The following is a 21330-nucleotide window of genomic DNA, read 5'->3' on the forward strand; positions in this document are numbered from 1 at the left end:
TACGCTCGCATTAGGACAATCGTCCTATTAGAGGAGAGCGGCGTTACATGTCAGGTCTCAGTACCAGCGAACAGATTGTCCAGGTCGCGGACGAGTTGTTTTATCAGAGCGGTTTTGCCCAGACCTCTTTCGCGGACATTGCCAAGGCGGTCCACATCTCTCGTGGAAATTTTTATTATCATTTCAAGACGAAGGATCAGATTCTCAAAGCGGTGATTGACCTGCGGTTAAGCACGACAAAGCAGATGCTGGACGATTGGGAGCAAGATTTCCCGGGCCCGAAGCAACGTATCCGGCAGTTCATCGGGATTATGATCATGAACCGCGCAAAGATAGCGCGGTACGGCTGCCCTGTCGGCACTCTGTGCACCGAATTGTCGAAACTTGAACACAGTGGACAAGACGACGCCAACCTGTTGTTCAACCTGTTCCGCGACTGGCTGGAACGGCAGTTTTCTGCGGCTGGCCTTTCGGAAGATGCACCGGAATTGGCTATGCGGCTGTTGGCACAAAGCCAGGGCATCGCAACGCTTGCGCAGGCTTATCAGGACGAGGCCTTCATCAACCGCGAGGTGCAGCAACTGAATATCTGGCTGGACCATCTTTTGCCACAACCCGACGCGACCTGAGGAAGGTTTCTCATGTATATAATTTTACTGCGCTTTTCCGAAAACAAGAACCTCGCCCCTGATCATATGGACGGGCACCGCGCCTGGCTGAAACAGGGTTTCGACACCGGTATGTTCCTGCTTGCCGGAAGTTTGAAGCCGGGCGTTGGTGGTGGCATTCTGGCCGTCGCAGACAGTCAGGATGCGGTGACCCATTTCGTCGATCAGGATCCTTTTGTTGTTGCCAATGTGGTGACAGCCGAGGTTCTTGAGTTGGAACCTGCCCACGCAGACACCCGCCTGAACTTTCTTTTGACCTGAGGTTTCCATGACCAAAATCGTTTCGGGCCCGGATGGCCAACCACGTTGTGCATGGTGTCAGGCAGCACCAGAGTTCTTTGAATACCACGACAACGAATGGGGTTACCCGGTGGCTGACGATCAACGCCTGTTCGAAAAACTGTGCCTTGAGAGCTTTCAGTCAGGCCTCAGTTGGCGCACTATTCTGGCCAAGCGTGAAAACTTCCGCAAAGCGTTTAAGCAGTTCGATTTCAACGCGGTAGCCAGGTTTGAGGAAGCGGATGTTGGACGTCTTCTGCAGGACGCGGGCATCATCCGGCATCGCGGCAAGATCGAAGCGGTCATCAACAACGCCCGCCGCGCGCAGGAGCTTGTGGCGACTGAAGGATCCATCGCCGCTTACGTCTGGCGGTATGAGGCAGACAATCCACCCGAGCCACAGACAGCGTCGACCTCAGCCGAATCCATTGCGATGTCGAAGGATTTGAAGAAACGCGGCTGGAAGTTCGTTGGCCCAACCACGGTGTTTGCCTTCATGCAGGCCATAGGGCTGGTGAACGACCACGCCATTGGGTGTTCCATGCGTGAAAAAGCGGCGCAAATGCGCCGCGAATTCACCAAGCCGGTTTAACGCCCCTTAGACCGAGGCGCGGAAGATCTTGTCGATGTTGCCACCCAGCGCAGCATTGAACTCGGCATCCGATTGCTGCTTCGACAGCCCCTCGGTCAGCGCGCGCGAGAACGAAGCAATCATCTTGCCGTTCTGATCCAGCAGATCACAGGCCTGCTCGGTCGAATAGCCGCCCGACAGCGCTACGACGCGGACCACGCGCGGGTGATCGGCCACTTCGTCATACAGGTTCGCCTGGCTGGGGATGGTCAGTTTCAGCATGATGTCCTGACCCTCGCCCAACTGATCGAGATTCTTCAGAATTTCGGCCTTCAGGATATCCTCGGCTTCGGCTTTGGTGTCCGAGTTGATGTTCACTTCGGGCTCGACAATCGGAACCATACCGGCGGCGACAACTTCACGGGCCACGTCGAACTGCTGGGCCACCACAGCGGCGATACCTTCGGCATTGGCTTCGTGGATCACCGAACGCTCTTTGGTGCCGAATACGCCATCGGCCTTGGCCAGAGTATCCGCCAGACCTGGGATCGGTTTCATCATCTGAACGCCGTTTGCCTGATCCTCCAGCCCTTTGTCGATCTTCAGGAACGGAACGATGCCTTTCTGCGACCACAGGTAATCTGCAACCTTGCGGCCGTCGATCTCTTCGCCCAGCGTGCGTTCAAACAGGATCGCGCCGATCACTTTGTCCTTGGTAAAGTCATCAGCCAGAATGATGCGGGCACGCATTTTCTGGATTTCACCGAACATCTCTTCGTCCGAGCTGTATTCCGAGGCCTCAACCCCGTAAAGCGCCAGCGCCTTGGGTGTCGAGCCGCCACTTTGATCCAGGGCTGCAATGAAACCCGCGCCGTTGGACATTTGTTCGCGCTGTTCTGCTTTGGACATAAGACTTTCCCGTTTAATGATGATTCCGCGTTTTCCATCGCATACAGCAAGGCGCAGAGTGATGGTAGTTTGTTAGCGCTCAACCACGCGCAGCCAAATGCCGTCCTTCGACCGCACCGTCAGATGTGCCACCGGAACGGGCGTGCGGCCCTCGACCAGTTCAAATCGGAAGTACCGCAGTAACATCGACAACAACAAGGGCCCTTCGACCATCGCAAACCCAGCCCCGGTGCAGACACGCGGGCCTGCCGAAAACGGGATAAAGGCCTGCCGCTGGCATGACTTGCCGTTGTCGGTGGACCAGCGGGTGGGGTCAAAATCGTCGGGGTGGTCCCAGAGACGTTCCTGCCGGTGCAGATGCCAGGGGCTGATTACGATCTGCGACCCTTCGGCGACCTCCCTGCCCCGGAATTGTTCCGGACAGGTCGCCTCTCGCACCATCATCGGCACCGGAGGATACAGGCGCAGCGCCTCGCGGAAGACATCCCGGCTAAGGCGCAGTTTGGATACGGTGGCAAAGCTGGGATCGTCCAGAAAGCCTGTCTCAGCGCTCAGCTTTTCCTGCCATTCAGGGTACAGCGCCATTAAGTAGAGGGTCCACGCTAATGCCGATGCACTGGTCTCATGCCCCGCTAAGAAGAAGATAGCGACCTGATCCACCATCTCTTGCGTGTCAAAACACTGTCCGGTTTCGGGGTCGGGCGTGGTCATGATCTTGGTGGCGAGATCGTCGGGAGCCTGACCCAAGGCAATCAGTTTTGCCCGCTCCGCTGTAAGGTGTTGGATCAACGCGCGGATATCCTTGGCGTTGTGGCGCGTTTTCCGAGCGTGCAAGCGCGGCACCCAACGCGGCAACGGGATAAATGCTGCGATGTTCAGCAAAGGTTGTTGCCGCTGATAGGCCCGAAACTTTTCGAACACCTGTGACGCCACCTCATTTTCGATAGGCACCGAGAAAAGGGTTCGGAAAATCACATCTGCAGCGGCGTGGCTTGTGAGTTCCTCGCATTCGATCACCTCACCCGCCTGCCCTTTCAACCGTGAAACGCAGGCTTCGGCGGCCTCCAGCATGGCCGGAAAGGTATCCTTCAGCCGTCCGCCCTCAAATGCCGGATCGATGATCCGGCGCTGTCTTTTCCAGGTCTCACCATTGGTCAGAAAGACCGAGTCTCCCAGCAGCGGGCGCAACCCCTCGCTGATGCGACCGGATTTGGGAAAATCGTCGGGGCGTTTCTTGAGAACCGTTTCCACAAGCTCGGGCTGGTTGATCATGTAAGATCGGAAGAACGGCGTGCGAAACTCAGCCATCCATGCGCGATAAAGCCGTTGCGGCTGCGCCGACAGCAGGTCCTTGCGGAACAGTTTCAGATACCGCCACAACGATACCTTGTCCGGACGAGGCGATGGCTTTGGCGGTTTCATGATCGCACCGATCTGTATTTCGAGATTGGCTGCTCGATCCGTGATTTCGAAGGCGCGCGCCCGTCAAACCGCTGGCCCAGGGTCAAAGGGCCTGCGGTGATACGGAAATAGTCGTAGTCTCTGGGGCGATCAAATGCGCAGAGATACTGGAAATGTAGCCGGAAAAAGCGCCAGCGCAGTTCCTGCCAACGCTCTGGTGACAGGGTTTGCGTGAATGCTGCCGAAAGGACCAAAGGCCAGCGCTTTTGGTCGATCGCCACGCCGCTGACACTCACCGGGTCACATAGGGCAAACGCACACCCGTCGCCAGGCGCGGACACATCAACCCAGGTGATATCGGGTTGCTCGGACAGGAATTGCAGATCAGTGCGCAGGTCTTCCGCGTCGGGCAGAAACGAAACCATCGGCACCACCTGCCCCAAAGTCAGAAAGGACAGTGCCGGTCGGGTATCAGACAGCCCGGCTTCGCGGATCAGATCAGCCAGAACCGTTACCCCAAGATGCGCGCCCGAGGAATGGCCGACGACCAGAACCTCGTCCACTTCGGCCTCAAGTGCGTTTCGAATATGAGAGGTGAATGCCCGCAACCGGGTCTTCAGTTCCACCGGAACAGCGCCGTTCTGCACGGCTGAATAGGCGTAGTCGTGCATCAGGTAATAGACAAACAGACGGTTGTCGATTTTGCGGAACCATTGCAGCAGGGTAAATGCGGCGGCAATCGATAGCACCAAGGCAAACCACTCTGCGATGGACCAAAGCAGCGCAGCCACGGCCCACGCCACCAAAAGCGCCACCGCCAATTGCACAATGAGCATTCCAACAGGGTAAAGCGCGGCGATCACCGGCCCCTTGCGCAGCCGCATCAGGCGCCACAACGCACCGGACCCGATATATGTCCACGCGGTCCGCACCAGTTGCAGATAGGTCGCGGGGATCGAGTTCGACATGCTGTCGCGTACGATATCCGACCAGACCAGAACGTCTATATCCGCCTCGACGTCGACACCGTCCTGATGAGAACGAACGTGCCAGCCGTATGGCCCCTCACCCGACTTTGGCGAAATTGAAACCTGATAGCCGGATATCTCTGCCTGCGCCCGGCTTTCCTTGCGGTACAGCTCGCGATATCGGCGCGGATGAATCGGATCATAGCCGGGAATGTAGAACACCCGACGCCTGCGCACCCGAGGCTGATTTGTGTGACTGCTCATGCCCTTACCTTCTGCGGCGCAGGTTAGCGGAGCCTTACCGGCAAGGTAAGTCGGATCAGCAAATTACCCGAAATTGGCCAGCGCCGGGAAGGTCTCCAACAGCCACCAGCTGAATTCGGTGAACAGGCCGGTGATCAGCATGATGCCGACGAACAGTAGCAGACCACCCATAACCTTCTCGATAGTGCCCATGTGGGGCTTGATCCAGTTCATCACCGACATCGACCGGTTCAGAAACATCGCCGCCAGCAGGAACGGAATGCCCAGTCCTGCGGCATAGACACCCAGCAACAAGGTGCCTCGTGCAACCGAGGCCTCTGACGCGGCCAGCGACAGGATCGCACCCAACTGCGGGCCAATGCACGGCGTCCATCCGAACGCAAATGCCAGCCCCAGAATATAGGCGCCAAAGACTGAGCCTCCGGAATCACCGGCGTCGATCCGCGCTTCTCGATCCAGGAAGGGAATGCGGAACACGTTCAGGAAGTGCAGGCCAAAGACGATCACGACCGCGCCTGACAGTTTGGCAAACAACACCTGATTCTGCAGCACAAACGCCCCGAAAGCCGAAGCCGTGAAACCCAGCAACAGGAACACCGTCGACAGGCCCAGCACAAAGAACAGCGCGGACATGGTCGCCTTGCGCCGTGCCGCTGCTTCATCCTGCATCTCGTTGATCGTAACGCCGCTCATATATGCCAGATAGGGTGGCACGATGGGCAGCACGCAAGGCGACAGAAAGCTGATCAACCCGCCCAGCATCGCGATGAACATGGCAGGCAGCAGGCCCGCGTCGATGATATCAATTCCGAACATGGATCAGCACATAGGGTATCAAACCAGCCGCGTCACGGGGCCATTCGGTCACATCCCCGTGCGTCGGTGCTGGACAGTCAGGCAAAGTGGAAATATCTCAACCTAATGTCAAATCCCACCGAAACGCTGGATGCGCTGGGTCTGTTGTGCCCCTTGCCCGTCCTGAAAGCCAGAAAACGCCTTAAATCCATGCCCTCAGGGGCGGTTTTGCGTGTATTGGCCGACGATCCGGCCGCCATCATCGACGTTCCGCATTTCTGCATCGAAAGCGGCCACCAACTGTTGTCGCAAGAGGACGCGGACGGGCACCAAATCTACCTTATCCAAAAAGCAGGCTGAGGCAGAAAAACATCCGGACCAAGAAAAAGGCGGGCCCGAAGCCCGCCTTTTCTACTATTGCCCCAATGACCACCAGCCGCGCCGTTTCGGCTTGGCGGGTTCGCTGGGCTGTTCGGGCTCTTCCGCCACAACCTCAAGAACAGGTTCCGGGGTCTCTTCGACCACCTCTTCTACTGCGATCTCTATGGTTTCCACAGCCTCAACCGCTTCCATAGTTTCAGCAACGGGTTCGGCCACTTCTTCGGCCTCCGGTTCGCTTGCTTCCTCAGACTCAGCCTCAGGTGCCTCTTCCGCAACCGGTTCCGCAGCCTCAACGGGTTCGGGCTGTTCGCTGGCCTCTTCTGCTTCGGGCTCCGTCACAGCCTCGGCTTCGGGCGCAGGGGTTTCCTCTGCCGCTTCAGCGACGGATTCAACTGGGCTTTCCTCCGCCGCTTCGACAGGGTCCGCATCCTTCTTGTTGCGGCGCGGAGCCCGGCGACGCTTGGGTTTTTCGGTTGTCTCTTCCTGAGCAGCCTCTTCCGCCTCGGGCTCTGACCCGGGCTCTTCATCCGCCTCAGCAGAAGCCTCTTCGTCGGTCGTGGCTTCAGGCGTTTCACCAGCCGTATTGCTCTTCTTGCGGCGACGACGACGACGCTTGCGCTTAGGCTTAGTCTCTTCGTCGGTCTGAACCGCTTCTTCTTCGACGACCGCTTCTTCTTCGTCCGCGTCCACCAAATCCATCAGCGAGGCATCCACAGACACCACCGGTGCGGTGGCCTCAGGCACGACGCGGCTGGCGGTCTTGAACTTCTCCATCGAGAAATCAGGGCTGACCAGATGCACATCACCTTCGACCCGAACCGACAGGCCATAACGCGCTTCGATCTGCGCGATATGTTCGCGTTTCTGGTTCATCAGGAAATTGGCGATGCTAACCGGGCAGCGCACCAGAACCTCGCGCGAGCGGCGGCGGGTGCCTTCCTCTTCGATCTGGCGCAGGATAGTCAGCGCCATGTTGTCGTCGGAACGGATCAAACCGGTGCCGTGGCACGACGGGCATGGCTGTGTAGTCGCCTCAAGCATACCGGGGCGCAGACGCTGACGGCTCATCTCCATCAGGCCAAAGCCGGAAATCCGGCCTACCTGAATGCGCGCGCGGTCGGTTTTGAGCTTTTCCTTCAGGCGCTTTTCGACGGCCGAGTTGTTCTTGCGCTCGTCCATGTCGATGAAGTCGATGACGATCAGACCGGCCAGGTCGCGCAGGCGCAGTTGACGTGCCACTTCCTCGGCAGCTTCCAGGTTGGTTTTGAGCGCGGTTTCCTCGATCGAACCTTCCTTGGTCGCCCGACCCGAGTTTACGTCGATCGCCACCAATGCTTCGGTCACGCCAATCACGATGTAGCCACCGGATTTCAGCTGCACTGTCGGGTTGAACATGCCCGTCAGGTAACTTTCCACCTGATAACGTGCGAACAGCGGCAGCGCGTCCTCATACCGTTTCACGTTCTTGGCGTGAGACGGCATGATCATCTTCATGAAGTCCTTGGCAATACGGTAACCGCCCTCGCCTTCGACCAGAACTTCGTCGATATCGCGATTATAGAGATCGCGGATCGAGCGTTTGATCAGATCGCCTTCTTCGTAGATTTTAGCGGGCGCGATGGATTGCAGCGTCAACTCACGGATCTGCTCCCACATCCGCTGCAGGTATTCATAGTCGCGCTTGATCTCGGATTTCGTGCGCTTGGCGCCTGCGGTTCGGATGATCAGGCCCGCTCCGGTCGGAACGTCGATTTCCGAGGCAATCTCTTTCAGTTTCTTACGGTCCGGCGCGTTGGTGATCTTGCGGCTGATCCCGCCACCACGCGCAGTGTTCGGCATCAGAACACAGTAGCGACCGGCCAGCGACAGGTAAGTGGTAAGCGCCGCTCCCTTGTTGCCGCGCTCTTCCTTGACGACCTGCACCAGCAGGACCTGACGAACCTTGATGACTTCCTGAATCTTGTAGCGACGCGGACGCGGTTTACGCGGCGGACGAATGTCCTCGCTGTCATCCTCATCGGCCACCGACTCGATGCTGTCATCCTTGGCGGACGCATCTGAGCGGGGTTCTTCCTCGGCCTCGTTGTCAGCTTCGGTTTTGTTCTCGTCTGCTGCGGTCTCTTCCGCCGGTGCGTCCTCGGCAGCACTCGCCTCATCAGGGGCACTCTCGACGTCAGCCTCGGCAGATGCCTCAACCGCTTCACCCTCGGGTTCTTCGGCTTCCGCCGTCGTCGTTTCCGGTGCGTCAATCACGCCTTCCTCGGCCTCAGCAGCGGGTTCCTCCGCAGCCGCAGCTTCCTCAGCGGAGGTTTCCGCCTCCTCCGACGCCTCATCAGAAGGCTCTTCGACCGGGGTCTCAGCGACATGATCCATCGGAGAGGTGCCTTCGGGAACCGACAGATCAGCGCCCTCTTCACCCTCATCCAGATCGATCGTTTCCATGCCCGAAGGCTCAGAAAAAACCTCAATCGTTTCGACCGGATCGTCCGACTTCACATCCGCTGCCTTGGTGCGCGACCGCGAGCGGCGCTTCTTGGGCTTGGCCTCTTCGGCCTCATCCCGGGCTTTCATCGCCTCGGCATAGGCGCGCTCTTCTTCCATAAGCGCTTCGCGGTCGGCGACCGGAATCTGGTAATAGTCCGGGTGAATTTCCGAGAACGCGAGGAAACCATGCCGGTTCCCGCCGTAATCAACGAAAGCCGCCTGCAGCGACGGTTCGACCCGTGTTACTTTTGCAAGGTAGATGTTGCCGGCAAGCTGGCGTTTGTTTTCGGATTCAAAGTCGAACTCCTCAACCTTGTTTCCGTCGACCACCACAACGCGGGTTTCTTCCGCGTGGGTGGCATCGATAAGCATTTTCTTAGCCATGTGTCCTTGGTGCACCGCGCCAAACGCGTTGTCCTGACCCGTCCGGGGGGACAGGCGCTTTTGGGGTGGTGTCTTGTCAGGGCGATATCGGACGGCGCGCGGCAGGGTCTGGCGCTGTGGCCCCCTGCCCGTATTCTCGATCGTTGCGCGCGCGTCATCGCGGTTCTTCTCCGACAGACGCGGCTCACCGCTGTCTGCCCATTTATTCCTTTCGCCCGCATCCACGGGCTCAGGCGTTCATTTGCCCCAACCTGGGGCCTAATCGGTCTGCTTTGCCTCGTGGGATTATCGCCATCCGCGGCAGAGCAGCGAAACTCAAAGATTCGGGACTTAGGGGCTGAAAACCGGCCCGGCCCGTTCGGACACAATAAAAGCAGTCCTGTGGAAAAGACAATGGGCAAACTGCACCAAGGGTCCCGAACACCGCTCAGGATCCCTTCATCTGGCCAAAAATTTCCCGGGGGAGTCGCCCAAAGGTCGGCGGGGGCAGAGCCCCCTGCCCGATTACAGGTAATCCGAACGCTGCAGGCCGTATTTGGCCATCTTCTCGTTAAGCGTTCGCCGCGGCAGACACAGTTCTTCCATCACAGACGCAATCGAACCTTTGTGTCGGCGCATTGTGTTATCGATCAGCATCCGCTCGAACGCTTCGACATACTCCTTAAGCGGTTTGCCCTCGGTCGTCATCACAGGCTGCATTTCCTCGTGATCCGACATCAGCAGCGACGCAATCGTGCCCGATCCGCGGCGAGACTGCAGCACGGCGCGTTCGGCAATATTGATCAGTTGTCGCACGTTGCCCGGCCAAGGTGCCTGCAGCAGTTGCGCGGCTTCTTGGGCGCTGACCTGCGGTGCATCACAGCCGTATTCCTCGGCAAACTGCTCGCTAAGGCGGGTGAATAGCGTCAGGATGTCCTCGCCGCGCTGGCGCAGCGGGGGCATAGTGATCCGCAGAGCAGCCAAACGGTAGAACAGGTCTGGGCGCAGCACGTCTTCGCTGGTTTTTCCGGCCTCTTGCAGATTGGAAATCGCGACGATCCGTGTCTCAGCTGGCGTTCCCTGATCGTTCATGACGCTCAGCAGCCGAGCCTGTAGCGTGTCGCTGAGTGCTTCAACGTCTTCAAGAACCAGAGTACCCCCGCGCGCCTCCTCAATGGCCGGCAATTGGGCATCTTCAGGCAGCATCGGGCCAAACAAACGTTTGGACAGAATCTCTTCTTCCAACGCCGCACAGGACACCAGAACGAATTTCTTACCAGCCCGGCTGCCGACAGCATGCAGGGCGTGCGCAACTAGCGTCTTGCCAGTGCCAGTCTCGCCGTCGATCAGAACGTGGCCATCCGCCTGCCCCAAATCCAGAATGTCTTCGCGAAGACGTTCCATCACCGGGCTGGCACCGATCAACTTGTTCATGATCTGGGTGCCATCCGACAGCTCACGCCGCAACGCCCGATTGTCCAGCGTAAGACGGCGTGCATTGCTGGCGCGTTTGGCCAGTTCGGACATGCGATCGGGGTTGAAAGGCTTTTCAAGGAAGTCAAAAGCTCCGACGCGCATCGCCTCAACCGCCATCGGAACGTCACCGTGACCCGTAATCATGATGACCGGCAAAGTGCTGTCCGCACCCATAAGCTTTTTCAGCAGTTGAATGCCGTCCATGCCAGGCATCTTGATGTCCGAGATGACAATACCCGGATAGTCCGGCCCCAGTACTTTCAGGGCATCCTCGGCGCTCGAGAAGGTTTCGGTGTCATATCCAGACAGTGCCAGCCATTGGCTGATCGACTGGCGCATGTCCTGTTCGTCATCAACAATGGCGATTTTCATGGCCTGTGCCATAGTAATTCCTTTGTTATTCAGCGGCCTCAAGGCCATCGCTTCCCAGTATCGGCAACTGCATCTCAAACACCGCACCACCTTGCTGGCTGTTGCGGGCAGTCAGCCGTCCCCCGTGGTCGTTCACGATACCAGAAGAGATGGCAAGTCCCAAACCGACCCCATCTCCAGGCTGCTTGGTGGTATAAAACGGTTCAAACAGGTTCTCGATATTTTCGATTCCGTGACCATTGTCGCGCACGGTCAGCACCGCCATGTCACCCGCCGCCAGGATGATTTCCACATCCGGCTCTGATACAGATTTGGTGGCATCCAGCGCGTTGCGCAAGAGGTTGACCATAACCTGTTCTATCCGCATCCGATCCCCCATCACTATAACAGGTTCCTCAGGAAGAATTTGAGTTATTTTTACATCGCGTTGCCGCAGTTGCGGCTCCATCATAGACAGGGATGAGGCCAGTGCTTCACCAAGATTTACAGGGGAAAACGCGTCCGCACCCTTGCGTGCGTAAGATTTGAGCTGCCGTGTAATCGCGCCCATCCGTTCGATCAGACCGTCGATGCGGCCAAAGCTGGCCAAGGCCTCTTCGGGGCGGTTCCTGCGCAGCAGTAAACGCGCCCCCGCCAGATAGGTTTTCATTGCAGCCAGTGGTTGATTCAGCTCATGACTGACGGCCGCCGACATCTCACCCAGAGCGGCCAGTTTCGAACTTTGCGCTAGCGTCTGCTCAGCAACTTCCAGTGTCTTTTCAACCCGTTCCCGCTCAGCAATTTCCCGCTGTAGCCGCATGTTCAATGCGCGAAGCTCTGCCGACTCACGCTGGAACAATGCCATCCGGAACGTTGCCCGACGGCTAAGCGCGTAAAAGGCCAGCGCCAAAAGAATCGCAAATCCCATGATCTCGAGCGCAAGGACGCTGTTCACCTTTTCCCTGATCGAGGCATAAGTCGTGAACGATGTCATTTGCCAACCACGGAACGGAATGCGCGTTTCCATTCGCATCACGGCCTCGCCCTGAAGGTAGGCATCAGGCGGTAGAGGAGCGGTCCAATCCGCTGTTGCCCGGATCGCGCGCTGGATCGCGCCCTCCGGTGGCTGACGCAGCATGGCCGCGTTTTCGTCTAGCCCGCGCCACTGCGGCTCGGTCGACAAAATGATGGTTCCTGTGCTGTCTGTCACCATCACCGCATCTGAGATACCGGCCCAGGTCAGCTCGAATTTGTGCAGATCGACTTCGACGACAATTACACCAAGTACATCGCCATTGGCGTCGATGCGGCGGGAATAGACAAAGCTGTAGCCACCAGACTCCTTCGGAATAACCGAAAATATAGTGGCATTCGAGCGTAAGGCATCAATGAAATAGGGCGAGCTGCGATGCGCTTCTCCCAGCCTGTTTCTGTCTGTTGCCGCCCGCGCAAGACCATCCCGGTCCAACAGCATCAAGGATGCGGCACCGATCTCTTCTACAAATGAGATTAAGCGCTGGCTAGACAAGGAATAATCACTGGACTGGAGCGCCGAGATCAACGTGGGATCGCGGGACAGAAGCTGGGGTACAATCGCATTTCTGCGAAGTTCACTCAGCAGGTTGCCAGAGTACAACGCCAGACGCACTTCGGCGCGGTTACGGGTCGACTCCGTGAACCTGTCGGTCAACAGACGGTTCGTAACCCAGATCGTCGCGCACGCGGCAACCAGAAGAGCGATCACAGCCAAGCGCAGGCGCCACCCAAGAGGGGCACCGCGAAACGGTTTTTTCAAAAAGGACCGGCCAGATTGAACATCGGAGCTCATCCGTGAAAATTACGCTTGCTGAAGCGTAACCTCAAGTCACGCTGGCGCGAGAACACCGGACAATGCGCGGAACAATGCCGTTCCATCGGTGCCTCCGTGGCCTGCATCGGCCGCGCGTTCCGGGTGGGGCATCATCCCGAGAACTCTGCGGTTTTCCGATAGGATACCGGCGATGTCACCGACCGATCCATTCGGATTCTCGGTATAGGTGAATGCGATCCGGTCCTGATCCTGAAGCGTGGACAATGTGGCGTCGTCAGCAAAATAGTTTCCGTCATGGTGGGCGATCGGAATCCCGATCACGTCGCCTGCGTTATAGCCTTGGGTAAAGGCGCTGTCGCTGGTTTCCACCTTAAGGCCGACGGTCTTGCAGATGTACTTCAAGCCAGCGTTACGCAGCAGGGCGCCGGGCAGAATTCCGGTCTCGGTCAGAATCTGAAACCCGTTGCAGACACCCACGGCGTAACCGCCACGGTTTGTGTGATCGACCACGGCCTTGCAGATCGGCGACTGCGCGGCGATGGCACCACAGCGTAGGTAGTCACCGTACGAGAACCCGCCGGGTACACCCACGATGTCGATACCCTCGGGCAGCGCGGCGTCCTTGTGCCAGACCATATCGACCTGAAACCCGGCCTGTTCAAAAGCCACTGCAAGGTCCCGGTCACAGTTCGAACCGGGGAAAACGATGACGGCTGCGCGCATTGCGGACCCTCCTAACAGACAAAATCGGTGACCACGGCAACACCGGGTGGCGCTGGGTGGTCAAAGGCGGCAAGCTCGTCACTCACCTGGTTCAGAGTTATTTTTCGCGTCACCAGCGGGCTGAGATCAACACGGCCCCCGGAAATCAGCGACAACAGCGACGGATAGCGCCAGCTTGGCATCCCGCGGGTGCCGTAGATGGCCAGTTGCCCGGAATACAGCACGTCCATCGGCAGAGACATGTTCGAATGCTGTCCGGTCGGCATCCCGATCTGCACCATGCGGCCCAGCTTGCGCAGTGAGTTTACGGCAGCAACGGTGGTGGTTTCGATCCCCAGCGCCTCAATCGCGATATGCGCCCCGCCGTTGGTGATTTCTTTCACGGCCTCCGGCGCATTACTGGTGGCCGCATCGACGATCGCATCGGCACCAAGGCTTTTGGCATAGGCCAGCTTGTCGTCCGCGATATCGACCACCACGACGCGCGCGCCCAACGCTTTGCCTAGCAAAAGCGTTGAGATTCCTACACCGCCGCCTCCAAACACAGCCAGCCACTCACCGCCCTGTATCTGAGCTCGACCGACCAATGCCTGCCACGCGGTGGTTACCCGGCAGCCCAAGGCCGCTGCGATTTCCGGTGCAAGCGTGTCCGGCAGGGCAGTCAAGTTGGCGTCAGCATGCGCGACGGCAATGTATTCGGCAAAGGCCCCGTCGCAGGTAAAACCGGGCACCACCTGATCCGAGCAGATCGTCTGATGACCCTGCGCACAATCCGGGCAATGGCCGCAGGCTAGAATGAAGGGCGCGATCACCCTGTCCCCGACCTTCCAACGATTTACACGTGCACCAACCGCGACAACCTCGCCGCAGTATTCATGCCCGGGTGTTATCGGCAAGATCACATCGGGGTCAGACCCCGACCACGCGTGCCAATCCGACCGGCAAACGCCGCAGGCCAGCACCCGGACGACAACGCCGTCCTCGGCCGGTTCCGGGTCGGGAATGGTCGTCAACTCCAACGGCTGACGATAGGTGATCAGACGGGCTGCCCGCATCAAGTCAGACCAGTTCGATCTCGTAGCGTTCGATAACGGTGTTGGCCAACAGCTTTTCGCACATCTCGGTGATGTCGGCCTCGGTCGCGCCTTCGGCCAGTTCAAGGTCGATCACCTTGCCCTGACGCACGCCTTCGACCTGATCAAAGCCCATGGCGCCCAAAGCGTGCCGTACGGCCTCACCCTGCGGGTCGAGGACCCCGTTCTTCAGCATCACATGCACCCGTGCTTTCATTCCCGCAACTCCAGCTGAGGGCCGTGGTTTCAGGCCCGTTCCGTTGCGCGGGGGATAGCGTGCGAAACAGCGTTCGACAACCCTTGTCAGAATACAGTTTGACGCAGGTTGGCGGATCAGCTTCCGCCGCTCAGACTGGGAAAGCGCGCTTCTATTGCGTTAAACGTGCCGGTCAGCACCATCTCAACGGCAACGGCGACAAGGATAATCGCCATGACGCGGGTGATCACGTTGATCATGGTCGGTCCAAAAAACCTTGAGATCGGGTCAGCGAACAGCAATCCCAAGCCAACGATCGCACATGCAATCAGCACCGCGGACCCCAAGGTTACAATCTCGGCCCCGTCCGACAACGTGTGAGCAAAGACAATCGTGGTCGCGATGGTCCCCGGTCCGATTGTCAGGGGAATCGCCAGCGGCACGACGGCGATGTTGCTTTTCTTCCGCGCGCCCTCTTCTACTGCCTGCTGATCGCCCTGTGGCCGGTCCGAGGCGTTCAGCATCGACATGCCCACCCCCAGAATGATCAACCCACCGGCAATGCGGAACGAGGGGATGTCGATGCCGAAGATGGCCAACACCTCTTCGCCTACCAGCACAGCGATCAGGGCCACGATCACAACGGTGCCCGTCACGATCAGCGCAACGCGCTTGCGCTCGGACGCCGAATAGCCTTCGGTCATGCTCAGGAAAATTGGGATGCCGTAAAGCGGGTTAAAAATCGCCAGCAGCGCCGCGAGGAACTTCAGAAAGACAGCCTGATCGAACAATTCGGCCATGTCGGGACCACCCTGGTTGTACCTGCCCCGACAATGCGAAGGACCGGGCGCGCTGTCAAACCACTAGAGCAAAAGAAAAAAGCGCCGTCTGAATGGACAGCGCTTTCAACATAACTGCACCGAAACGCTTAGTTGATCAGCGTCGGCTTGGTCACGTTGCTTTTCGGCAAGACGCCCAGACGGCGCGCGACCTCGGAATAGGCATCGGTCAGACTGCCCAGATCGCGGCGGAACACGTCCTTGTCCAGCTTCTGACCGGTCTCGATATCCCACAAGCGGCAGCTGTCGGGGCTGATCTCATCCGCGATGATAAGACGCTGATAGTCACCATCATAAACGCGGCCTATTTCGATTTTGAAGTCGACCAGACGGATCCCAACTGCCAGCATGACGCCGCTCATGAAGTCATTCACCCGCAGCGCGAGGCTGAGGATGTCCTCCATGTCCTGCTGGCTGGCCCAGCCAAAGGCGGCGATATGCTCCTCGGTGACCAGAGGATCACCCAGCGCGTCGTCTTTGTAGCAGTATTCCACGATCGGACGCGGCAGTTGCGTGCCCTCGGCAATGCCCAGACGTTTCGACATCGACCCGGCCGCATAGTTGCGCACGATCACTTCCAACGGCACGATCTCGCAGCTGCGCACCAGTTGTTCACGCATGTTCAGACGGCGGATAAAGTGGGTCGGCACGCCAATCTGGGCCAGACCATTCATGAAGAACTCGCTCAGGCGGTTGTTCAGCACGCCCTTGCCGTCGATCACGTCCTTTTTCTCGGCGTTGAACGCGGTGGCGTCATCCTTGAAATACTGAACGATGGTGCCTGGCTCGGGTCCTTCGTACAGAATCTTGGCCTTACCTTCATAGATTTTCTTGCGACGCGCCATAAGCGACCTTTCCACTCTGAACAGAGGGAATGAGTCCCCTCACGTTGGCGTTCTCATAGTGCAAGCCCCCCTTTCCCGCAAGTTTACTGACCCGAGGGGCTTTGACGCAGCGCAATTCCCTTGCGAACAGCTGCACGTATAGTCATATCATCAGGGAAGAAGTTGTAATCCAAGGGGTCCCCAACCAATGACCACGTTTGACGAACGCGAAAACGCCTTTGAAGCCAAATTTGCTCATGATGAGGAAATGCAGTTCAAGGCACAGGCCCGCTGCAACAAGCTGCTTGGCTTGTGGGCCGCAGAGAAGCTGGGTAAATCCGGTGCAGATGCCGAAGACTACGCTAAAACCGTCGTGATCGCCGATATGGAAGAAGTTGGCCACGAAGACGTTGTGCGCAAAGTTTCCGGCGACCTGGGTGCTCTGTCCTCGGACGAAGAAATCCGGGCCAAGATGGCCGAGCTTCTGCCCGAAGCCAAATCGCAGGTCCTCAGCGAAACAGACTAAGGCCTTAGCGCCTACCTCATGATCTTCATGAGATTTATGAATTTGATTTAACGCCCCGGTCGTGAGACACGGGGCGTCTCTTATATTTATCAGGCTTTTTTGCCTTTTTTGGAACACCCCAATGACAAATGCACTGAGCAAGCTACTCGAAACCAACGATGCTATTCTGGCGGATGGGGCAACAGGAACCAACCTGTTCAACATGGGCCTACAATCAGGCGACGCACCCGAGCTGTGGAACGTGGATTCGCCCGAAAAGATCCGGGCGCTTTACCAAGGTTGGGTAGATGCGGGCAGCGATCTGTTCCTCACTAACACTTTTGGTGGAACCGCCGCGCGTCTGAAACTGCATGACGCGCAGGATCGGGTGGCCGAACTGAACCGCATTGGTGCTGAATTGGGTCGCGAAATCGCCGATAAGGCCGGACGCACTGTTGTCGTGGCCGGGTCGGTTGGTCCGACCGGTGAGATCATGGAACCCGTCGGAAGCCTGTCGCACGCGGACGCCGTTGAAATGTTCCATGAGCAGGCCGAGGCGCTCAAGGAAGGTGGCGCAGACGTTCTGTGGGTCGAAACGATCAGCGCCCCCGAAGAATTCCGCGCAGCGACCGAGGCGTTTGCCTTGGCCGACATGCCGTGGTGCGGTACCATGAGCTTTGACACTGCCGGGCGCACCATGATGGGTGTCACATCTGCCGATCTGGCGCAGTTGGTCGAAACCCTGACGAACCCACCGATTGCCTTCGGCGCCAATTGCGGTACCGGCTCGTCCGATATCATGCGCACTGTTCTGGGATTTGTTGCCCAGGGAACCGAGCGTTCGCTGATTTCCAAAGGTAACGCAGGCATTCCGAAATATTTGGATGGCAGCATCCACTACGACGGAACACCCGAACTGATGGCGCAATATGCTGTTATGGCACGCGATGCAGGGGCCACCATAATTGGCGGTTGCTGCGGTACCATGCCGGTCCATATTCGAAAAATGCGCGAGGCCCTGGATACCACGCCGCGCGGATCACGCCCGACGCTGGACCAGATCACCGATGCTCTGGGGCCGTTTTCCTCAGCGTCGGATGGCACCGGCGACGATGCCGCGCCAGAGCGGCGCACTCGACGCCGCCGTCGCGCCTAAGCTTCAGCGCCCCTCGAATTTCGGGGGGCGTTTTTCCATGAAGGCCACGACACCTTCGGCAAAATCGCGGCTGCGCCCGCAATCGCCCTGCAAATGCGCCTCAATCGCCAGTTGTTGCGGCAGCGTTTTTTCATAGGTCCCACGAATGGCCTTTTTGATCGCTCCGAATCCGGCCGTGGGGCCGCTGGCAAGATACGCCGCGCGCTTGCGCCAATGGGCGTCGAACGTGTCGTCGGGCACGGCCTCCCAGATCAGGCCCCAGTCATCCGCCTGCCGCGCGCTGATCTTGTCGGCGAATAGTGCGGCGCCCATGGCCTTGGCGAACCCCATCTGACGCGGCGAAAACCACGTTCCCCCTGCGTCAGGCAACAAGCCAATCCGGGCAAAGGCCTGAAGGAAATATGCACTTTCGGTTGCGATCACCACATCTGCGCAAAGCGCAAGGTTCGCCCCTGCCCCGGCGGCCGGCCCGTTAACGGCGGCAATGGTGGGAACCGGACAATCATAGATCGACTCCAACATCGGCTCGTATTCATCGCGCAGCGTCCGTTCAAGATCGATCTTGCCAGTGCTGGAGGCATCCCCGAGGTCCTGGCCCGAACAAAACGCACCGCCGGACCCAGTCAAAACAATTGCCCGCGCGTGACGTGCTGCATGCTTCATGGCGTGCGTGATCTCGGCCCGCATCTGGGCCGTCAGTGCATTCAGCTTGTCGGGACGGTTCAGGGTAACAACCGCCAGATCGTCCGTGATGTCCAGCAGGACTGTTTCGTATTCCATGAACCCCTCCCCAAAAATTCCGGTCTTTTCGGAACCCTGACCGAAATGCAGTGGAAGGAAAAGCAGAACCCTGGGTCAGTCTTCAAGAATTTGGCGCAAACGCTCTTTCTCGGCGTCGGTCAATTTGTCCTTTTCACCGCTAGCCTGAACCTGAGATCGCTTGCGCAGAAAGCTCCACCCCATCGCCGCAGCGATCAGCAACATAATCGGGCCCGCCAACCACAACATCAGGTTCGAGCCTGACGTGGTCGGTTTCAGCAACACATATTCACCGTAACGATCTACGATGAAGGCAATCGCCTCCTGATCCGTGTCACCGGCGACCAATCGCTCCCGAAGAAGCAGGCGCAGGTCGCGCGCCAGTTCGGCGTTGCTTTCGTCAATGCTTTCGTTACGACACACCAGACAGCGCAGCCCGGTGCTCAGGTCCCGGGCCCTTTGTTCCAGCACCGGATCATCCAGCACCTCGTCGGGCTGCACGGCGAATAAAGGCGACGCGATCAGAGTCAGGATCAGGATAAGACGTTTCATTCCGCAGGTACTCCACCCGTTGGCGCCTTGCGCGCACCGGCTGCAACCCGGAACCGGCGGTCCGACAGGCTGAGCAAACCGCCCAGAGCCATAAGGATACACCCGCCCCAAATCCAGTTCGCCAGCGGCTTGATATAAGTCCGCATGACCCAGCCGCCATCGGCTTGCTGGTCGCCGATTACCACATAGAGGTCGCCAAGGAACCGATAGTCGATCGCTGCCTCGGTGGTGGGCATCCGCGCGACCGGATAGTCCCGTTTTTCAGGATGAAGCGTGCCCATGGGGCGTCCATTCTTTTCAACTCGCACATCTGCCATGGTCGAGAAATAGTTCGGCCCTTCCACGCGTCGCACATCTTCCAGGGTCAGGGTGAACTGCCCGACCTCGAACGGCTGACCCGCTTGCGCGACGCGGATGTCTTCGACCTCCCACGCGGTCAGGCCGGCAATGGCAAACATGGTCACGCCCAGACCGGTATGCGCCACGGCCTTGCCCCAATCTGCACCGGGTAAACGGACCAAGCGCTTGAGGCTGCCTTTGCGGCCCGTGCGGCTCCACAAATCGATGGCGGCGCCAAAGGTGATCCATGCGCCAAGGAACAGACCAACCGGCCCCAGCGCACTGAGCCCCGTTTGCATCGCCCAGACCAGCAAGGCCAAAGCCAGCGCCAGCAGGAAGGCGTAGCGCAGGGAATAAGCGGTCTTGCCAAGCTTGCCGCGTTTCCACGGCAACATCGCACCCACTGGCAGTGTAATGCCCAAAGCAACCATGAACGGTGTGAAGGCCGAGTTGAAGAACGGCGCCCCGACCGACAGTTTGCGGTCAAACGCCATTTCGGCCACCATCGGCCACATCGTCCCGACGAACACGACGAAACAGCTAACAGCCAGCAGGATATTATTCAGTATCAGCGCGCTTTCGCGGCTGACCATGCCAAAGACGCCCTTGGCCTCCATCGCTTGCGCGCGCGCGGCAAACAAGGTCAGAGACCCGCCAATGAAGATCACCAGAATGAACAGGATGAACACACCGCGTTCGGGGTCATTGGCGAATGCGTGAACCGACGTCAGCAACCCCGACCGCACAATAAATGTGCCGATCAGCGAGAAACCAAAGGCAATGATCGCCAGCAGAATGGTCCAGCTTTTCAACGCTTCGCGCTTTTCCACCACGATAGCTGAGTGCAGAAGCGCTGCAGCCAAAAGCCACGGCATGAACGAGGCATTTTCGACAGGGTCCCAGAACCAGAACCCGCCCCAGCCGAGTTCGTAGTACGCCCACCATGACCCCAGCGCGATGCCGATGGTCAAAAACACCCAGGCGGCCAGCGTCCACGGCCGCACCCAGCGGCCCCATGCGGCATCCACGCGCCCCTCAATCAAGGCAGCGACGGCAAAGCTGAAGGCCATGCTCAAACCCACGTAACCCAGATACAGGAACGGCGGATGAAAGGCCAAACCGGGGTCCTGCAACAGCGGGTTCAGATCGCGCCCGTCAAACGGAGCCACGATCAACCGGTCAAACGGGTTCGAGGTGAACAGAATGAAGGCAAAGAACGCCACAGCGATCGCGGACTGAACCGCCAGAACCCGCGCTTTCAACGTGGGTGGCAGACCGCCTCCAAAAAACGCGGCCATGGCACCGAACAACGAGACGATCAGTACCCACAACAACATCGAGCCCTCGTGGTTCCCCCATGTGCCACTGATCTTGTACAGCATCGGTTTGGCCGAATGGCTGTTTTCAACCACCACTCGCAGCGAGAAATCCGAGGTCACAAACGCCCAGACCAGCGCCCAGAAAGAGAACCCCACCAGCAGGAACTGAAGGATGGCCGCAGGTTCGGCAAAGGACATCCATCCAGGCCACCGTTTGGCGGCACCAATCAGCGGAACCACCGACTGCACGATGGCAACCAGAAAAGCGAGGATCAGGGCAAAGTGGCCAAGTTCTGTAATCATGGCCCCGGATATAATCCCGTTG

Annotated in this window: 21 protein-coding genes; 6 read left to right on the forward strand and 15 right to left on the reverse strand. The window is 58.5% G+C overall.

The window, feature by feature from the left end:
* Nucleotides 1–47: 47 nt before the first annotated feature.
* The 3 genes from ACR0ER_RS00655 to ACR0ER_RS00665 are packed head-to-tail and all read left to right on the forward strand — an operon-like array spanning nt 48 to nt 1539.
* The gene (locus ACR0ER_RS00655; RefSeq protein ID WP_480767278.1) at nt 48–629 is read left to right on the forward strand and encodes a TetR/AcrR family transcriptional regulator; all 582 of its coding nucleotides are present in this window, start codon (nt 48–50) and stop codon (nt 627–629) included.
* A 12-nt stretch (nt 630–641) separates the two neighbouring features.
* Entirely contained in the window at nt 642–929 is a 288-nt protein-coding gene (locus ACR0ER_RS00660; protein WP_480767279.1) for a YciI family protein, read from the forward strand.
* 7 nt (nt 930–936) lie between these two features.
* On the forward strand, nt 937–1539 hold the full coding sequence (locus ACR0ER_RS00665) for a DNA-3-methyladenine glycosylase I (RefSeq protein ID WP_480767280.1): 603 nt from the start codon (nt 937–939) through the stop codon (nt 1537–1539).
* Nucleotides 1540–1545: 6 nt separating this feature from the next.
* Here the strand turns inward: ACR0ER_RS00665 and ACR0ER_RS00670 are convergent, their stop codons facing one another.
* The 4 genes from ACR0ER_RS00670 to ACR0ER_RS00685 form a co-directional block, all read right to left on the reverse strand.
* The gene (locus ACR0ER_RS00670; RefSeq protein ID WP_480767281.1) at nt 1546–2427 is read right to left on the reverse strand and encodes a fructose bisphosphate aldolase; all 882 of its coding nucleotides are present in this window, start codon (nt 2425–2427) and stop codon (nt 1546–1548) included.
* A 72-nt stretch (nt 2428–2499) separates the two neighbouring features.
* Nucleotides 2500–3849 (reverse strand): cytochrome P450, encoded by a 1350-nt coding sequence (locus tag ACR0ER_RS00675; protein WP_480767282.1) that lies wholly within the window; start codon nt 3847–3849, stop codon nt 2500–2502.
* Entirely contained in the window at nt 3846–5060 is a 1215-nt protein-coding gene (locus tag ACR0ER_RS00680; protein ID WP_480767283.1) for a hypothetical protein, read from the reverse strand. The genes ACR0ER_RS00675 and ACR0ER_RS00680 overlap by 4 nt, the downstream gene beginning before the upstream one ends.
* A 63-nt stretch (nt 5061–5123) precedes the next feature.
* The gene (locus ACR0ER_RS00685; RefSeq protein WP_480767284.1) at nt 5124–5876 is read right to left on the reverse strand and encodes a cytochrome c biogenesis CcdA family protein; all 753 of its coding nucleotides are present in this window, start codon (nt 5874–5876) and stop codon (nt 5124–5126) included.
* Nucleotides 5877–5981: 105 nt separating this feature from the next.
* Between ACR0ER_RS00685 and ACR0ER_RS00690 the strand changes: the two genes are divergently transcribed.
* Nucleotides 5982–6215 carry a sulfurtransferase TusA family protein gene (locus ACR0ER_RS00690; RefSeq protein ID WP_480767285.1) on the forward strand — a complete coding sequence of 78 codons (234 nt, stop codon included), beginning with the start codon at nt 5982–5984 and terminating at the stop codon, nt 6213–6215.
* A 54-nt stretch (nt 6216–6269) separates the two neighbouring features.
* Here the strand turns inward: ACR0ER_RS00690 and ACR0ER_RS00695 are convergent, their stop codons facing one another.
* The 8 genes from ACR0ER_RS00695 to purC all read right to left on the reverse strand — a co-directional run bounded on the left by ACR0ER_RS00695 (nt 6270) and on the right by purC (nt 16396).
* A complete protein-coding gene (locus ACR0ER_RS00695; protein WP_480767503.1) occupies nt 6270–9104 on the reverse strand; it encodes an Rne/Rng family ribonuclease in 2835 nt (944 codons plus the stop codon).
* A 504-nt stretch (nt 9105–9608) separates the two neighbouring features.
* A complete protein-coding gene (locus ACR0ER_RS00700) occupies nt 9609–10943 on the reverse strand; it encodes a sigma-54-dependent transcriptional regulator (protein WP_480767286.1) in 1335 nt (444 codons plus the stop codon).
* Between the two features lie 13 nt (nt 10944–10956).
* On the reverse strand, nt 10957–12738 hold the full coding sequence (locus ACR0ER_RS00705) for a sensor histidine kinase (RefSeq protein WP_480767287.1): 1782 nt from the start codon (nt 12736–12738) through the stop codon (nt 10957–10959).
* A 36-nt stretch (nt 12739–12774) separates the two neighbouring features.
* Nucleotides 12775–13443 (reverse strand): phosphoribosylformylglycinamidine synthase subunit PurQ, encoded by a 669-nt coding sequence (purQ, locus tag ACR0ER_RS00710; protein ID WP_170330005.1) that lies wholly within the window; start codon nt 13441–13443, stop codon nt 12775–12777.
* Nucleotides 13444–13454: 11 nt separating this feature from the next.
* Complete coding sequence (locus tag ACR0ER_RS00715) at nt 13455–14498, reverse strand: zinc-dependent alcohol dehydrogenase family protein (protein WP_480767288.1); 1044 nt, start codon at nt 14496–14498, stop codon at nt 13455–13457.
* A 4-nt stretch (nt 14499–14502) separates the two neighbouring features.
* A complete protein-coding gene (gene purS, locus ACR0ER_RS00720) occupies nt 14503–14733 on the reverse strand; it encodes a phosphoribosylformylglycinamidine synthase subunit PurS (RefSeq protein ID WP_109311572.1) in 231 nt (76 codons plus the stop codon).
* Nucleotides 14734–14849: 116 nt separating this feature from the next.
* Nucleotides 14850–15512 carry a MarC family protein gene (locus tag ACR0ER_RS00725; RefSeq protein WP_480767289.1) on the reverse strand — a complete coding sequence of 221 codons (663 nt, stop codon included), beginning with the start codon at nt 15510–15512 and terminating at the stop codon, nt 14850–14852.
* A 128-nt stretch (nt 15513–15640) separates the two neighbouring features.
* On the reverse strand, nt 15641–16396 hold the full coding sequence (gene purC, locus ACR0ER_RS00730; RefSeq protein WP_170324827.1) for a phosphoribosylaminoimidazolesuccinocarboxamide synthase: 756 nt from the start codon (nt 16394–16396) through the stop codon (nt 15641–15643).
* A 187-nt stretch (nt 16397–16583) separates the two neighbouring features.
* Between purC and ACR0ER_RS00735 the strand changes: the two genes are divergently transcribed.
* Both ACR0ER_RS00735 and bmt read left to right on the forward strand, forming a co-directional pair.
* Nucleotides 16584–16901, forward strand: a complete 318-nt coding sequence (locus ACR0ER_RS00735; RefSeq protein WP_170330002.1) for a DUF1476 domain-containing protein — start codon at nt 16584–16586, stop codon at nt 16899–16901.
* Nucleotides 16902–17022: 121 nt separating this feature from the next.
* Entirely contained in the window at nt 17023–18036 is a 1014-nt protein-coding gene (bmt, locus tag ACR0ER_RS00740) for a betaine--homocysteine S-methyltransferase (RefSeq protein ID WP_480767290.1), read from the forward strand.
* A gap of 3 nt (nt 18037–18039) precedes the next feature.
* Here bmt and ACR0ER_RS00745 read toward each other — a convergent pair whose 3' ends face one another.
* From ACR0ER_RS00745 to ACR0ER_RS00755, 3 genes are all read right to left on the reverse strand, one after another.
* The gene (locus ACR0ER_RS00745) at nt 18040–18816 is read right to left on the reverse strand and encodes an enoyl-CoA hydratase-related protein (RefSeq protein ID WP_480767291.1); all 777 of its coding nucleotides are present in this window, start codon (nt 18814–18816) and stop codon (nt 18040–18042) included.
* Nucleotides 18817–18891: 75 nt separating this feature from the next.
* Complete coding sequence (locus ACR0ER_RS00750; protein ID WP_480767292.1) at nt 18892–19347, reverse strand: cytochrome c-type biogenesis protein; 456 nt, start codon at nt 19345–19347, stop codon at nt 18892–18894.
* Complete coding sequence (locus ACR0ER_RS00755) at nt 19344–21308, reverse strand: heme lyase CcmF/NrfE family subunit (protein ID WP_480767293.1); 1965 nt, start codon at nt 21306–21308, stop codon at nt 19344–19346. The genes ACR0ER_RS00750 and ACR0ER_RS00755 overlap by 4 nt, the downstream gene beginning before the upstream one ends.
* Nucleotides 21309–21330 lie beyond the last annotated feature (22 nt).

The sequence above is a fragment of the Ruegeria sp. CH8 genome (genome assembly GCF_056536985.1).

Coding starts and splice junctions, on each gene's coding strand:
- ACR0ER_RS00655 (WP_480767278.1), top strand. CDS start 48: ATGTCAGGTCTCAGTACCAGCGAACAGATTGTCCAGGTCGCGGACGAG.
- ACR0ER_RS00660 (WP_480767279.1), top strand. CDS start 642: ATGTATATAATTTTACTGCGCTTTTCCGAAAACAAGAACCTCGCCCCT.
- ACR0ER_RS00665 (WP_480767280.1), top strand. CDS start 937: ATGACCAAAATCGTTTCGGGCCCGGATGGCCAACCACGTTGTGCATGG.
- ACR0ER_RS00670 (WP_480767281.1), bottom strand. CDS start 2,427: ATGTCCAAAGCAGAACAGCGCGAACAAATGTCCAACGGCGCGGGTTTC.
- ACR0ER_RS00675 (WP_480767282.1), bottom strand. CDS start 3,849: ATGAAACCGCCAAAGCCATCGCCTCGTCCGGACAAGGTATCGTTGTGG.
- ACR0ER_RS00680 (WP_480767283.1), bottom strand. CDS start 5,060: ATGAGCAGTCACACAAATCAGCCTCGGGTGCGCAGGCGTCGGGTGTTC.
- ACR0ER_RS00685 (WP_480767284.1), bottom strand. CDS start 5,876: ATGTTCGGAATTGATATCATCGACGCGGGCCTGCTGCCTGCCATGTTC.
- ACR0ER_RS00690 (WP_480767285.1), top strand. CDS start 5,982: ATGTCAAATCCCACCGAAACGCTGGATGCGCTGGGTCTGTTGTGCCCC.
- ACR0ER_RS00695 (WP_480767503.1), bottom strand. CDS start 9,104: ATGGCTAAGAAAATGCTTATCGATGCCACCCACGCGGAAGAAACCCGC.
- ACR0ER_RS00700 (WP_480767286.1), bottom strand. CDS start 10,943: ATGGCACAGGCCATGAAAATCGCCATTGTTGATGACGAACAGGACATG.
- ACR0ER_RS00705 (WP_480767287.1), bottom strand. CDS start 12,738: ATGAGCTCCGATGTTCAATCTGGCCGGTCCTTTTTGAAAAAACCGTTT.
- purQ (WP_170330005.1), bottom strand. CDS start 13,443: ATGCGCGCAGCCGTCATCGTTTTCCCCGGTTCGAACTGTGACCGGGAC.
- ACR0ER_RS00715 (WP_480767288.1), bottom strand. CDS start 14,498: ATGCGGGCAGCCCGTCTGATCACCTATCGTCAGCCGTTGGAGTTGACG.
- purS (WP_109311572.1), bottom strand. CDS start 14,733: ATGAAAGCACGGGTGCATGTGATGCTGAAGAACGGGGTCCTCGACCCG.
- ACR0ER_RS00725 (WP_480767289.1), bottom strand. CDS start 15,512: ATGGCCGAATTGTTCGATCAGGCTGTCTTTCTGAAGTTCCTCGCGGCG.
- purC (WP_170324827.1), bottom strand. CDS start 16,396: ATGGCGCGTCGCAAGAAAATCTATGAAGGTAAGGCCAAGATTCTGTAC.
- ACR0ER_RS00735 (WP_170330002.1), top strand. CDS start 16,584: ATGACCACGTTTGACGAACGCGAAAACGCCTTTGAAGCCAAATTTGCT.
- bmt (WP_480767290.1), top strand. CDS start 17,023: ATGACAAATGCACTGAGCAAGCTACTCGAAACCAACGATGCTATTCTG.
- ACR0ER_RS00745 (WP_480767291.1), bottom strand. CDS start 18,816: ATGGAATACGAAACAGTCCTGCTGGACATCACGGACGATCTGGCGGTT.
- ACR0ER_RS00750 (WP_480767292.1), bottom strand. CDS start 19,347: ATGAAACGTCTTATCCTGATCCTGACTCTGATCGCGTCGCCTTTATTC.
- ACR0ER_RS00755 (WP_480767293.1), bottom strand. CDS start 21,308: ATGATTACAGAACTTGGCCACTTTGCCCTGATCCTCGCTTTTCTGGTT.